Source organism: Streptomyces sp. NPDC057271, from assembly GCF_042668715.1.
Taxonomy (GTDB): domain Bacteria; phylum Actinomycetota; class Actinomycetes; order Streptomycetales; family Streptomycetaceae; genus Streptomyces.
This window is the reverse complement of the sequence record NZ_JBHUYJ010000004.1, coordinates 54,872-66,573: the sequence shown is the minus strand read 5'-3', so window position 1 is coordinate 66,573 and position 11,702 is coordinate 54,872. Positions and strand designations below refer to the sequence as shown.

Sequence of the window (11,702 nt, the reverse complement as noted above, 5' to 3'; positions counted from 1 at the left end):
CCCCGGCCCGCCGCGCGCGTCCGGGCCGGCATCCGTCCCGGCACCGTCTCAGCGGCGTTCGGACTTGGCGCTGCGCGACATCAGTTCCTTGAGGGCGACGATCGGCGGCTTGCCCTCGTGGACGATCGAGACGACCGTCTCGGTGATCGGCATGTCGACCCCGTGGCGGCGGGCCAGATCGAGCACTGACTCGCAGGACTTGACGCCCTCCGCGGTCTGCTTGGTCGCCGCGATGGTCTCCTCCAGGGTCATCCCGCGGCCCAGGTTGGTGCCGAAGGTGTTGTTCCGGGAGAGCGGCGAGGAGCAGGTGGCGACCAGGTCACCGAGGCCGGCGAGGCCGGAGAAGGTGAGCGGGTCGGCGCCCATCGCGAGACCGAGCCGGGTGGTCTCGGCGAGGCCGCGGGTGATGAGCGTGGCCTTGGAGTTGTCACCGAGACCCATGCCGTTGGCGATGCCGACGGCGAGCCCGATGACGTTCTTGACCGCGCCGCCGAGCTCGCAGCCGACGACGTCGGTGCTGGTGTACGGGCGGAAGTACGGGGTCATGCAAGCGGTCTGGAGCCGCTGCGCGACCGATTCGTCGGCGCAGGCGACGACGGCACCGGCGGGCTGCCGGGCGGCGATCTCCTTGGCCAGGTTGGGACCGGTCAGGACGGCGACGCGCTCGGCGGGCACGTCGGCGACCTCCATGATGACCTCGCTCATCCGCTCGGCGGTGCCGAGTTCGACGCCCTTCATCAGGGAGACGAGGACGGTGTCGGGGGCCAGCTTGGGGGCCCACTCGGCGAGGTTGGCGCGGAGGGTCTGCGAGGGCACGACGAGGACGGTGAAGTCGGCGCCGTGGGCGGCCTCGGCCGGGTCGGTGGTGGCCCTGACGTTCGCGGGGAGTTCGACACCCGGGAGGTAGTCGGGGTTGGTGCGGGTCGTGTTGACGGCTTCGACGAGCTCGGCGCGGCGGCCCCAGAGCGTCACGTCGCAGCCCGCGTCGGCGAGCACCATGCCGAAGGCGGTACCCCAGGACCCGGTTCCGAATACGGCTGCCTTGGTCACTTCATGCCCTCCCCGGCGGCCTTGCGCCGCTGCTCCAGTCGCGCCTTGCGGTGGTCGTACGGCTCGGTCGGCGCCTTCTCGCCCCGGACGTCCTCCAGAAGCGACGTGATCGCCGCCATGATGACCTCGGTCGCCTCTCGCAGCACCTCGGGCGTGGGCTCCAGGTCGTGGAAGCGGGAGAGGTCGACGGGCGGACCGGCCTGCACGATCAGCGTCTTGCGCGGGAACAGGCTGAGCTTGTTCTCCTTGGCGTACGGAGGCATCGCGAGGTTGGCGCCCCACTGGGCGACCGGGATGACCGGGGCCTTGGTGAGGAGCGCGACGCGGGCGGCGCCGGTCTTGCCCGCCATGGGCCACATCTCGGGGTCGCGGGTGAGGGTGCCCTCGGGGTAGAAGGCGACGCACTCGCCGCGCTCGATGGCCTCGACGGCGGCCCGGAAGGCGTCCAGGGCGTTGGTCGTCTCGCGGTAGACGGGGATCTGTCCGGTGCCGCGCAGCATGGTGCCGACGAACGAGCCCTTGAAGAGGGCGGCCTTGGCGAGAAAGCGCGGGACACGTCCGGTGTTGTACTGGAAATGCGCGTAGGACAGCGGGTCCAGATACGAGTTGTGATTGACGGCGGTGATGAATCCGCCGTCGGCCGGAATGTGTTCCGTTCCGCGCCAGTCCCGCTTGAACAGAACCACCAGTGGGGGTTTGGCGATGACCGCCGCCAGGCGGTACCAGAAGCCGATTCTGCGGCGGGACACTCGTGCACCTTCCTCTGGGACTGGCGTGCAGGGGGCCAAGTGTCGCCCCATGCTCCTGGTCTGTCGAGAACACCGTACGCCCCGGGATCGCGCGGGCGCCGGGCGCCGGGCTCTCCGGCCCGTCGGACGCGGGAGCGTGGTGTCGGGTCACAATGGGCCGCGATGAACATCGATCCGGACGACCGCTGGTCCCTGGTCGTGCCCCTGAAGCCCCTTGCTCGGGCGAAGAGCAGGCTCGCCGCGACCGCCGGGAACGGCTTGCGTCCACGGCTCGCGCTCGCGTTCGCGCAGGACACGGTGGCCGCGGCGCTGCAGTGCGGGCGGGTGCGGGATGTGGCGGTCGTCACGGATGATCAGGCTGCCGCGGCGGCACTGGCGGCGCTCGGGGCGCGGATCGTGCCCGACTCCCCGGCCGCCGGGCTCAACGCGGCGCTGGCGCACGGGGCGCAGGCGGTACGGGACGCCCGCCCCCACGCGCGCGTGGCGGCGCTGAACGCGGACCTCCCCGCGCTGCGGCCGGGGGAGCTCGCCCGGGTCCTGGAAGCGGCCCGTGAATTCCCCCGGACATTTCTCGCGGATGCCGCCGAAATAGGTACGACATTCCTCTCGGCGGGCCCGGGGGTGGAATTGGCGCCCGCTTTCGGAGGTGCTTCGCGGCTCAGGCATTTGTCGTCGGGGGCGGTGGAAATCAGACTGACCGGGGTGGATTCCGTACGCCGGGACGTGGACACCGGTGAGGATCTGGCGGCCGCACTGGCGTTGGGGATCGGCCCACGGACGGCCGCACGCTGGGATCGTGCGGCCGGCGATCGCGCGGCCGGATAGGCTGCGGCCCATGCAGGCGACCGCGTACACGTACGACCCCGAGACCCGCAGCGGCAGTGTGCTGCTCGACGACGGCACCCCGGTGGAGTTCGGGGCCGATGCCTTCGACGCGGGCGGGCTGCGGCTGCTGCGTCCGGGGCAGCGGGTGCGGATCGAGACGGAGCCCGGCGCGGCCGGCGCGGGGTTGCGGATCACACTGGTGACGCTGCAGACCCTCTGAGCGACCGGTCCGGCGCCACTGGGCCGGACAGGGTGCGCCGGTCGACGGCCTGACAGGGTGCGGGATGACGCCGCAGAGGGCGTGGGACCGCGGCCGAGCAGGGCGTGGGGCGCGGTCGGAGAACGTGTGGACGCGCCGCGGGCCGGGCTCCCCGAGGGGAGCCCGGCCCGGCGTGTGAGTGGCCCTCGACCCTTGTGCCGCTTACTCCTACTTCTTCGCGGCGGTCTTCTTGGCGGTGGTCTTGCGCGCCGTCGTCTTCTTGGCGGGCGCCTTCTTCGCCGTGGCCTTCTTCGCCGGCGCGGTCTTCTTGGCGGTGGTCTTCTTGGCCGCCGCGGTGGTGGTCTTCTTCGCCGGGGTCGCCTTCTTCGCCGCCGCCGTGGTCTTCTTGGCCGCCGCGGTGGTCTTCTTGACGGCGGTCTTCTTCGCCGCCGTGGTCTTCTTGACGGCGGTCTTCTTCGCCGGGGCGGCCTTCTTCGCGGCCGCCTTCTTGGCGGTGGTGGCCTTCTTGGCCGCCGCCTTCTTCACGGTCGCCGAGGCGCCGCCCATCAGGCTGCCCTTGGGCGCCTTCTTGACCGCGACCTCGCCACCCTTGGGGAGCTTCTTCGAGCCGCTGACCAGGTCCTTGAAGCCCTGACCCGCACGGAAGCGCGGAACCGAGGTCTTCTTGACCCGCACACGCTCACCCGTCTGCGGGTTGCGGGCGTACCGGGCCGGGCGGTCGACCTTCTCGAACGAGCCGAAGCCGGTGACCGACACCCGGTCTCCGGAGACCACGGCACGCACGATGGCGTCGAGCACGTGGTCGACGGCGTCGGCCGCCTGCTGGCGACCGCCCATCTTGTCGGCAATCGCTTCTACGAGCTGCGCCTTGTTCACGTCTTCCCCTTCGGAGACATTGCCAGAACGAAAGTGTTCAAGCTTTTTCGCACGTTAGGCATGTATATACCGCAAATCAAACACGAAACGGGCTAATCACCCTAGTGCCGCAACGCGGAAGTCCCGTTGCGGAGTTCCTGGTGTCAGTCGTCTTCAGGGAATCGGCCCTCGTCGAGGTCCTTCATCAACCGGTCGAGACGCGTTGCCGCGTCCGCGAGATCGTGCTTCGCCGCTGCCGTGACGACCAGCAGCTTCCGGGACAGCGCCATCCTTACGCCCTCCGGGACTTGCAGTGCGCGCACTTTTGTGTGCGCTTCCTTCAATCGGGCGGCGACTGCCTCGTAGAGCTCGAGTTGGCTGTCGCGTTCCATGCACCGATTGTGCCATCTAGGGCGAGTTGTCGCCCGACGGGGTCTCAACAAGCGACTGCGCCCCCCACCGGAGGGCGGGGGGCGCAGTCGTGGAAAAGCGCTGCTCAGGCCGTAATTGTACGGGGCTTGAAGGCCGGCCTCGACGCCTCGTAGGCGGCGATGTCGGCTTCGTTCTGAAGGGTGAGGCTGATGTCGTCGAGGCCGTTCAGGAGACGCCAGCGGGCGTTCTCGTCGAGCTCGAAGTCGGCGTCGATCCCTGCCGCCAGCACCTTGCGGCGCTCCAAGTCAACAGTGATTTCGGCCGTCGGGTCGGCCTCGGTCAGCTCCCAGAGGGCGTCCACGGTGGGCTGGTCGAGGACCACCGTCAGCAGACCGTTCTTCAGCGAGTTGCCGCGGAAGATGTCGGCGAAGCGGGAGGAGATGACGGTCTTGAAGCCGTAGTTCTGCAGCGCCCAGACGGCGTGCTCACGGGAGGAGCCGGTGCCGAAGTCGGGGCCGGCCACCAGGACCGTGGCGCCCTGCCGCTCGGGGCGGTTGAGCACGAACTCGGAGTCCTTGCGCCAGGCCTCGAACAGCCCGTCCTCGAAGCCGTCGCGGGTGACCTTCTTCAGCCAGTGCGCGGGGATGATCTGGTCGGTGTCGACGTTGCTGCGGCGCAGCGGGACGGCCCGGCCGGTGTGCGTGGTGAAAGCTTCCATGGTTCCTCAGACCCCCGCGGGCGTAGCGACGTCGGACAGATCGGCCGGGGAGGCCAGGTGGCCCAGTACGGCGGTGGCGGCGGCGACCTGGGGCGAGACCAGGTGGGTACGGCCGCCCTTGCCCTGCCGGCCCTCGAAGTTGCGGTTGGAGGTGGACGCGGAGCGCTCACCGGGCGCCAGTTGGTCGGGGTTCATGCCCAGACACATCGAGCAGCCCGCGTGCCGCCATTCGGCGCCGGACTCCTTGAAGACCTTGTCCAGGCCCTCCTCGACGGCCTGCAGGGCGACGCGCACCGAGCCGGGGACGACCAGCATCCGGACGCCGTCGGCGACCTTGCGGCCCTCCAGGAGGGCGGCGGCGTTGCGCAGGTCCTCGATGCGGCCGTTGGTGCAGGAGCCTACGAAGACGGTGTCGACCCTGATGTCGCGCAGCGGCTGTCCGGCGGTCAACCCCATGTACTCCAGGGCCTTTTCGGCGGCCAGGCGCTCCGAAGCGTCTTCGTACGAAGCCGGGTCGGGGACGTTCGCCGAAAGCGGCGCGCCCTGGCCGGGGTTGGTGCCCCACGTGACGAACGGCGCCAGAGAGGCGGCGTCGATGACCACCTCGGCGTCGAAGACCGCGTCCTCGTCGGACTTCAGGGTCTTCCAGTACGCGACGGCGGCGTCCCAGTCCTCGCCCTCGGGGGCGTGGGCGCGGCCCTTCAGGTACGCGAAGGTGGTCTCGTCCGGGGCGATCATGCCCGCGCGGGCGCCGGCCTCGATCGACATGTTGCAGATGGTCATCCGGGCCTCCATCGAGAGCTTCTCGATGGCGGAGCCGCGGTACTCCAGGACGTAGCCCTGGCCGCCGCCGGTGCCGATCTTGGCGATGATCGCCAGGATCAGGTCCTTGGCGGTGACGTCCTCGGGCAGCTCGCCGTCGATCGTGATCGCCATGGTCTTGGGGCGGGCCAGCGGCAGCGTCTGGGTGGCCAGGACGTGCTCGACCTGGCTGGTGCCGATGCCGAACGCCAGGGCGCCGAAGGCGCCGTGCGTGGAGGTGTGGGAGTCGCCGCAGACCACGGTGGTGCCGGGCTGGGTCAGGCCCAGCTGCGGGCCCACGACGTGGACGACGCCCTGCTCGACGTCGCCCAGCGGGTGCAGCCGTACGCCGAACTCGGCGCAGTTCTTCCGCAGCGTCTCCAACTGGGCGCGGGAGACCGGGTCGGCGATCGGCTTGTCGATGTCGAGGGTCGGGGTGTTGTGGTCCTCGGTGGCGATGGTGAGGTCGAGGCGCCGCACCTGCCGGCCGTTCTGACGCAGGCCGTCGAACGCCTGGGGGCTGGTCACCTCGTGCAGCAGGTGCAGATCGATGAAGAGGAGGTCGGGCTCGCCCTCGGCGCGCCGGACGACGTGGTCGTCCCAGACCTTCTCCGCGAGTGTCCTACCCATCGCTTTCCCTCCGGCCGACGTCTGCGTCGGCACAACTAGAGACCCGTTTCGCGAGCCGTTGTGCGGCCGCCTCACCAGGGTCGCAAGATCCCTGGAAAATTGAACTTGCGTTTCACAGAGTGAGACGTGAATATCGTTGCATGGACAACTCTAGCGGCGTGGGTGTTCTCGACAAGGCAGCCCTTGTCCTGAGCGCCCTGGAGTCCGGTCCGGCCACCCTCGCAGGTCTGGTCGCGGCGACGGGACTCGCAAGACCCACGGCACATCGCCTCGCCGTGGCACTGGAACACCACCGGATGGTGGCGCGCGACATGCAGGGCCGGTTCATCCTCGGACCGCGCCTGGCGGAGCTCGCCGCCGCGGCCGGTGAGGACCGCCTGCTCGCCACGGCGGGCCCGGTACTGACGCATCTGCGCGATGTCACCGGCGAGAGCGCCCAGCTCTACCGGCGCCAGGGTGACATGCGCATCTGCGTGGCGGCGGCCGAGCGGCTGTCCGGCCTTCGGGACACGGTGCCGGTCGGCTCCACGCTGACGATGAAGGCGGGCTCCTCGGCGCAGATCCTGATGGCCTGGGAGGAGCCCGAGCGGCTCCACCGCGGCCTTCAGGGTGCCCGCTTCACGGCGACGGCCCTCTCGGGCGTACGGCGCCGCGGGTGGGCCCAGTCGATCGGCGAGCGGGAGCCGGGCGTCGCGTCCGTCTCCGCACCCGTACGCGGCCCCTCGAACCGCGTGGTGGCCGCCGTGTCGGTCTCCGGGCCGATCGAGCGCCTGACGCGCCACCCTGGCCGTATGCACGCCCAGGCGGTCATCGACGCCGCCGCCCGCCTCTCCGAGGCGCTCCGCCGCAACGGCTGACGCGCTTCACCCCTCCTGCCCCTACGACCGGCCCACCGCTTCAACGCCGCAGCGGTGGGCCGGAGTTGTGCGCTCACGTCCGAGACGACGAAGAAGCCCTCCCCCGAAGGGAAGGGCTTCTTCGCTTGGTACCCCCGACCGGATTCGAACCGGCGCTACCGCCTTGAGAGGGCGGCGTGCTAGGCCGCTACACAACGGGGGCAAGATCTTTAAACCACGCGACGGAATCGCATGATTTTACTACGCTGGCCTACCAGGACTCGAACCTAGACTAACTGAACCAGAATCAGTCGTGCTGCCAATTACACCATAGGCCACTGGTGGTTGAGACCAGTTGGTACCCCCGACCGGATTCGAACCGGCGCTACCGCCTTGAGAGGGCGGCGTGCTAGGCCGCTACACAACGGGGGCCCTAGCGATCCTGCATCGGGTTCACCGGGTGCGACCCAGGTGATCCCGCGGGAAGGATCTGTACCCCCGACCGGATTCGAACCGGCGCTACTGCCTTGAGAGGGCAGCGTGCTAGGCCGCTACACAACGGGGGCTTTGCGGATCAGATCCGCGGATGCAGATGAGCTCTGCGAGCTGGCCTACCAGGACTCGAACCTAGACTAACTGAACCAGAATCAGTCGTGCTGCCAATTACACCATAGGCCACCAAAACTCGATCCCCGCCATGGGGGATCTTGTTCGGGTTGCGCTTCGTGGGTTTCTGCCTTTCGGCTTGCTCCCCTCGGCGCAGGAAGAACATTACCCGAAGGTGTCCGGCGCTCCAAAACGGGTATCCCCGCGCAGCAGTCCGGGGAGCTGGTGGAGGTCGGTGATCCGGGTCAGCTCGGGCCGTCCGCCGGTCCCGGCCCGGTCCAGCCAGATGCCCCGCAGGCCCGCCCCGTCCGCGCCCAGGGCGTCGATGTCCGGCTGGTCGCCGACGTACGCCACCTCCTCCGGGGCCAGCTGGAGGGCGGCGCAGGCGGCGTGGAAGGCCTCCGCGGCCGGCTTGGCGACCCCGAGCTCCGCGGCGCAGACGACGGCCTCGAAGCGGTCCCGTACGCCCAGCACCCGCAGCTTGCGGTCCTGGTTGTGGATCGAGGCGTTCGACAGGACGGCGTGACGGTAGTCACCCGCGAGCAGGTCGAGCACGGGGACGGCGTCGGGAAAGAGCTCCCAGGCCGCCTCGTAGTGCGCGAGATACCGCTCGAACCAGGCGTCGGCCTCCGCGGCGACCAGGCCGGGCACCGAGAGGAACGCCCGCACCCGCTCGCGCCGCTGCTCGTGGAAGTCCACGCCACCGGCCTCGAAGCGCCGCCAGTGGACGACCGTGATCTCATGCCAACGACGGAGGGCCTGGTCGACGGAGTCGAATCCGTCCACCAGGCCCTCGGCCGCGAGGTGGTCGCGCATGCCGGCCAGGTCGGCACGCGAGTAGTCGAAGATCGTGTCGTCCACGTCCCAGAGGACCGCACGGATGGCCATGGCTCGACCGTACTCCCCCCGCCCGTTCGGACGTGGTCGATCAGTCCTCGTCCTCGGTGCCGGGGAAGGCTCCGCCGGCGAGAGGTCGCAGAGGCAGCCGGCCCCGGCGTCCACGCCGTGGCCGACGACGTGGGGGAGGGGGGAGGGGGGGGTAGGGGTATCCACCCACCCCACCACCCTCACCGGCGCCCCCCCCCCCCACCTCCCCTCGGGACGTGCGCGAAGGGCTCAGCCCGCGAGCTTCGCCAGCGCCGCGTCGATGCGGGTGAGGGTCTTCTCCTTGCCCAGGATCTCCAGGGACTCGAAGAGCGGCAGGCCCACGGTGCGGCCCGTGACCGCGACGCGGACCGGGGCCTGGGCCTTGCCGAGCTTCAGGCCGTGCTCCTCGCCGGCGGCGAGGACGGCGTTCTTGAGCGACTCGGGGTCGCTCCAGTCGGCCGTCTCCAGCTTGGCGCGGGCGGTGGTCAGGAGGGCCGCCGGCTCGCCCTTCATGGCCTTGTCCCACGAGGGCTGGTCGAAGACCGGCTCGGGCAGGAAGAGGAAGTCCACGTTGGCCGTGATGTCGGACAGGACCGTGAGGCGGGTCTGGGCGTGCGGGGCGATGGCCTCCCAGGCGGCGCGGTCGAAGTCCTCGGGCGCCCAGTTGGCGTGCGGCGCCGTCAGCCAGGGCTCGCAGGCCGCGGCGAAGGCCTTCACGTCCAGCATGCGGATGTGGTCCGCGTTGATCGACTCGGCCTTCTTCAGGTCGAAGCGCGCAGGGTTGGCGTTCACGTCGGCGATGTCGAACTTCTCGATCATCTGCTCGATGGTGAAGATGTCCTGGTCCGCCGAGAACGACCAGCCCAGGAGGGAGAGGTAGTTCAGGAGGCCCTCGGGGAGGAAGCCGCGCTCCCGGTAGAGGTTGAGGGAGGCCTGCGGGTCGCGCTTGGAGAGCTTCTTGTTGCCCTCGCCCATCACGTACGGCAGGTGGCCGAAGGCGGGGATCTCCTTGGCGACGCCCAGCTCGATCAGCGCCTTGTAGAGCGCGATCTGGCGCGGGGTGGAGGAGAGCAGGTCCTCGCCGCGCAGGACGTGGGTGATCTCCATCAGCGCGTCGTCGACCGGGTTGACCAGGGTGTACAGCGGCGCACCGTTGGCGCGCACGATTCCGTAGTCCGGGACGTTGTCCGGGGTGAAGGTCAGCTCGCCGCGGACCAGGTCGGTGAAGGTGATCGGCTCGTCGGGCATCTTGAAGCGGACGATCGACTCGCGGCCCTCGGCGCGGTAGCGCTCGATGCGCTCGGCGCTCAGGTTGCGGCACGTGCCGTCGTAGCCGGAGGGCTTGCCGGCCAGCCGGGCGGCGTCACGACGGGCCTCCAGCTCCACGGCGGTGCAGAAGCAGTGGTACGCGCGTCCGGCGTCGAGCAGCCGCTGGGCGACGTCCTGGTAGATGTCCATCCGCTGCGACTGGCGGTACGGCTCGTGGGGGCCGCCGACCTCCGGGCCCTCGTCCCAGTCGAGACCGAGCCAGCGCATCGAGTCGAGCAGCTGGGCGTACGACTCCTCGGAGTCGCGCGCCGCGTCGGTGTCCTCGATGCGGAAGACCATGGTGCCCTCGTTGTGCCGGGCGAAGGCCCAGTTGAAGAGGGCGGTGCGGACCAGACCCACGTGGGGGTTGCCGGTCGGCGAGGGACAGAAACGTACGCGGATCGCGTTAGCCACGCTTGATCACCTTGTTGGTGAGAGTGCCGATGCCTTCGATGGTGACGGCGACCTCGTCGCCGACGTTGAGGGGGCCGACCCCGGCCGGAGTGCCGGTGAGGATGACGTCGCCCGGGAGCAGCGTCATGGCCTCGGTGATGTGGACGACCAGGTCCTCGATGGAGCGGACCATGTCACTCGTACGACCGAGCTGGCGCTGTTCGCCGTTGACCGTGGCCTGGATGGTGAGGTCGCTCGGGTCGAGGTCCGTCTCGACCCAGGGGCCCAGCGGGCAGCTGGTGTCGAAGCCCTTGGCCCGGGCCCACTGCTTCTCGCGCTGCTGCGCGTCGCGCGCGGTGACGTCGTTGGCGCAGGTGTAGCCGAAGACGACGTCCTTGACCCGCTCGCGCGGAACCTCGCGGCACATGCGGCCGATGACCACGGCCAGTTCGGCCTCGTGGTGCAGTTCGTTCGAGAAGGAGGGGTACTCGATGGCGTCGCCGGAGCCGATCACGGAGGTGGTCGGCTTGAAGAAGGCGACGGGGACCTCCGGGACCTCGTTGCCGAGTTCGGCGGCGTGCTCCGCGTAGTTGCGGCCGATGGCCACGACCTTGTTGGGGAGCACGGGCGGCAGGAGCCGTACCTTGCTGAGCGGTACCTTCGTGCCGCTCAGTTCGAAGTCGGTGTACGGGATGCCCTTGATGATGTCGAGGACGAGGCCGCCGGACTCGACGGTTCCCTCGCCCTCGACCGCGCCGAAGGCGACATTGCCGTCGATGGAGAATCTGGCGATGCGCACGAGTGCTGTCGCCCCTCACTTGGTACTGGCTGGAGTCTGACGCTCCAGGCTAACGCGGCAAGGGGCGGGGCGAGTGAGCCGCTGAGGCGCGCGGCCGTCGGAAGGGAGAACGCGCGCAGGCGGCGAGGAACGAGCCGGTGAGCACGATCGACCGTCGACGACCGCCTCGGAGGCGAGCCGCCCGGCAGGGGGCCGCGCCCTCCGCCGGCCTACTGCGCGGGGAGCGCGGCCTCGGGAGCGTTCATGAGGACGGTGCGGCGGGGGTTGGCCGTCTGGGTGGGGAGCTCGACCGTGTGCTCCGGCTGCGCGCCCCGTCCGAGCTGCTCGGCGTCGTCGAGGTGGGCGAGCGTGGTGCGGCGGGGGTTGGCCGTGGAGCGGAGCAGCATCGTCGTCTTCATCGTCATCGCGGAAGGCCTCTACAGAACGGGGGGTCGTGTAAAGCGTCAGGCTAAACGCGCGATTCCCTTCGAATGCATGGGGGAGACATCGGCCTACGTGTGAGTTTGCTCACCACTGCCGGGATGATCCAGACATTACGGACCGCGTCCCGAGGTCAAACAACCGGACATTTCCCTACTGAATGCTTCATTCCGCTCCTGATCATGGCGACTGGGACACACGGACTCCATGAGCCTTTGGGGGTAATAAATCCGATTCATCCATGATCATCTTC

At 69.5% G+C, this 11,702-nt stretch carries 13 protein-coding genes and 5 tRNA genes; 3 read left to right on the top strand and 15 right to left on the bottom strand.

The window, feature by feature from the left end; all coding sequences use genetic code 11:
• Window positions 1-48: 48 nt before the first annotated feature.
• Window positions 49-1,050 (bottom strand): NAD(P)H-dependent glycerol-3-phosphate dehydrogenase, encoded by a 1,002-nt coding sequence (locus ACFUJR_RS03025; RefSeq protein WP_383170787.1) that lies wholly within the window; start codon window positions 1,048-1,050, stop codon window positions 49-51.
• Window positions 1,047-1,799 (bottom strand): lysophospholipid acyltransferase family protein, encoded by a 753-nt coding sequence (locus ACFUJR_RS03020; RefSeq protein WP_383170785.1) that lies wholly within the window; start codon window positions 1,797-1,799, stop codon window positions 1,047-1,049. Before ACFUJR_RS03020 ends, ACFUJR_RS03025 begins: the two co-directional genes overlap by 4 nt.
• 162 nt (window positions 1,800-1,961) lie before the next feature.
• On the opposite strand from ACFUJR_RS03020, the gene cofC reads away from it, so the two are divergent.
• Together cofC and ACFUJR_RS03010 are read left to right on the top strand one after the other, a co-directional pair.
• Window positions 1,962-2,624 carry a 2-phospho-L-lactate guanylyltransferase gene (gene cofC, locus ACFUJR_RS03015; RefSeq protein ID WP_383170782.1) on the top strand — a complete coding sequence of 221 codons (663 nt, stop codon included), beginning with the start codon at window positions 1,962-1,964 and terminating at the stop codon, window positions 2,622-2,624.
• 10 nt (window positions 2,625-2,634) lie between these two features.
• The gene (locus tag ACFUJR_RS03010) at window positions 2,635-2,844 is read left to right on the top strand and encodes a hypothetical protein (RefSeq protein WP_383170780.1); all 210 of its coding nucleotides are present in this window, start codon (window positions 2,635-2,637) and stop codon (window positions 2,842-2,844) included.
• Between the two features lie 207 nt (window positions 2,845-3,051).
• Here the strand turns inward: ACFUJR_RS03010 and ACFUJR_RS03005 are convergent, their stop codons facing one another.
• From ACFUJR_RS03005 to leuC, 4 genes are all read right to left on the bottom strand, one after another.
• A complete protein-coding gene (locus ACFUJR_RS03005) occupies window positions 3,052-3,720 on the bottom strand; it encodes an HU family DNA-binding protein (RefSeq protein ID WP_383170777.1) in 669 nt (222 codons plus the stop codon).
• A gap of 143 nt (window positions 3,721-3,863) precedes the next feature.
• Window positions 3,864-4,091 (bottom strand): hypothetical protein, encoded by a 228-nt coding sequence (locus ACFUJR_RS03000; RefSeq protein ID WP_383170774.1) that lies wholly within the window; start codon window positions 4,089-4,091, stop codon window positions 3,864-3,866.
• 104 nt (window positions 4,092-4,195) lie between these two features.
• Window positions 4,196-4,789: a 3-isopropylmalate dehydratase small subunit gene (leuD, locus tag ACFUJR_RS02995; protein ID WP_352190338.1), complete on the bottom strand. Its 594-nt coding sequence runs from the start codon at window positions 4,787-4,789 to the stop codon at window positions 4,196-4,198.
• Window positions 4,790-4,795: 6 nt separating this feature from the next.
• Window positions 4,796-6,220: a 3-isopropylmalate dehydratase large subunit gene (gene leuC, locus ACFUJR_RS02990; RefSeq protein ID WP_383170770.1), complete on the bottom strand. Its 1,425-nt coding sequence runs from the start codon at window positions 6,218-6,220 to the stop codon at window positions 4,796-4,798.
• A gap of 140 nt (window positions 6,221-6,360) precedes the next feature.
• On the opposite strand from leuC, the gene ndgR reads away from it, so the two are divergent.
• Entirely contained in the window at window positions 6,361-7,077 is a 717-nt protein-coding gene (ndgR, locus tag ACFUJR_RS02985; RefSeq protein ID WP_005311436.1) for an IclR family transcriptional regulator NdgR, read from the top strand.
• A 126-nt stretch (window positions 7,078-7,203) separates the two neighbouring features.
• Here the strand turns inward: ndgR and ACFUJR_RS02980 are convergent.
• From ACFUJR_RS02980 to ACFUJR_RS02940, 9 genes are all read right to left on the bottom strand, one after another.
• A tRNA-Glu gene (locus tag ACFUJR_RS02980) sits at window positions 7,204-7,279 on the bottom strand.
• Between the two features lie 43 nt (window positions 7,280-7,322).
• Window positions 7,323-7,394 (bottom strand) — tRNA-Gln (locus ACFUJR_RS02975).
• Window positions 7,395-7,412: 18 nt separating this feature from the next.
• Window positions 7,413-7,488 (bottom strand) — tRNA-Glu (locus ACFUJR_RS02970).
• Between the two features lie 61 nt (window positions 7,489-7,549).
• Window positions 7,550-7,622, bottom strand: a tRNA-Glu gene (locus ACFUJR_RS02965).
• A gap of 40 nt (window positions 7,623-7,662) precedes the next feature.
• A tRNA-Gln gene (locus ACFUJR_RS02960) sits at window positions 7,663-7,734 on the bottom strand.
• Window positions 7,735-7,827: 93 nt separating this feature from the next.
• A complete protein-coding gene (locus ACFUJR_RS02955) occupies window positions 7,828-8,550 on the bottom strand; it encodes an HAD family hydrolase (protein ID WP_383170767.1) in 723 nt (240 codons plus the stop codon).
• Between the two features lie 228 nt (window positions 8,551-8,778).
• Window positions 8,779-10,251, bottom strand: a complete 1,473-nt coding sequence (gene gltX / locus ACFUJR_RS02950) for a glutamate--tRNA ligase (RefSeq protein WP_383177963.1) — start codon at window positions 10,249-10,251, stop codon at window positions 8,779-8,781.
• Entirely contained in the window at window positions 10,244-11,029 is a 786-nt protein-coding gene (locus tag ACFUJR_RS02945; RefSeq protein ID WP_383177960.1) for a fumarylacetoacetate hydrolase family protein, read from the bottom strand. The genes gltX and ACFUJR_RS02945 overlap by 8 nt, the downstream gene beginning before the upstream one ends.
• Before the next feature lie 209 nt (window positions 11,030-11,238).
• Window positions 11,239-11,427: a hypothetical protein gene (locus ACFUJR_RS02940; RefSeq protein ID WP_352190358.1), complete on the bottom strand. Its 189-nt coding sequence runs from the start codon at window positions 11,425-11,427 to the stop codon at window positions 11,239-11,241.
• Between the last annotated feature and the right edge of the window lie 275 nt (window positions 11,428-11,702).

Excerpts from the sequence above, each read along its gene's own strand:
- cofC (WP_383170782.1), top strand. The coding sequence starts at position 1,962 with ATGAACATCGATCCGGACGACCGCTGGTCCCTGGTCGTGCCCCTGAAG.
- ACFUJR_RS03010 (WP_383170780.1), top strand. The coding sequence starts at position 2,635 with ATGCAGGCGACCGCGTACACGTACGACCCCGAGACCCGCAGCGGCAGT.
- ACFUJR_RS03000 (WP_383170774.1), bottom strand. The coding sequence starts at position 4,091 with ATGGAACGCGACAGCCAACTCGAGCTCTACGAGGCAGTCGCCGCCCGA.
- leuD (WP_352190338.1), bottom strand. The coding sequence starts at position 4,789 with ATGGAAGCTTTCACCACGCACACCGGCCGGGCCGTCCCGCTGCGCCGC.
- leuC (WP_383170770.1), bottom strand. The coding sequence starts at position 6,220 with ATGGGTAGGACACTCGCGGAGAAGGTCTGGGACGACCACGTCGTCCGG.
- ndgR (WP_005311436.1), top strand. The coding sequence starts at position 6,361 with ATGGACAACTCTAGCGGCGTGGGTGTTCTCGACAAGGCAGCCCTTGTC.
- ACFUJR_RS02955 (WP_383170767.1), bottom strand. The coding sequence starts at position 8,550 with ATGGCCATCCGTGCGGTCCTCTGGGACGTGGACGACACGATCTTCGAC.
- ACFUJR_RS02940 (WP_352190358.1), bottom strand. The coding sequence starts at position 11,427 with ATGAAGACGACGATGCTGCTCCGCTCCACGGCCAACCCCCGCCGCACC.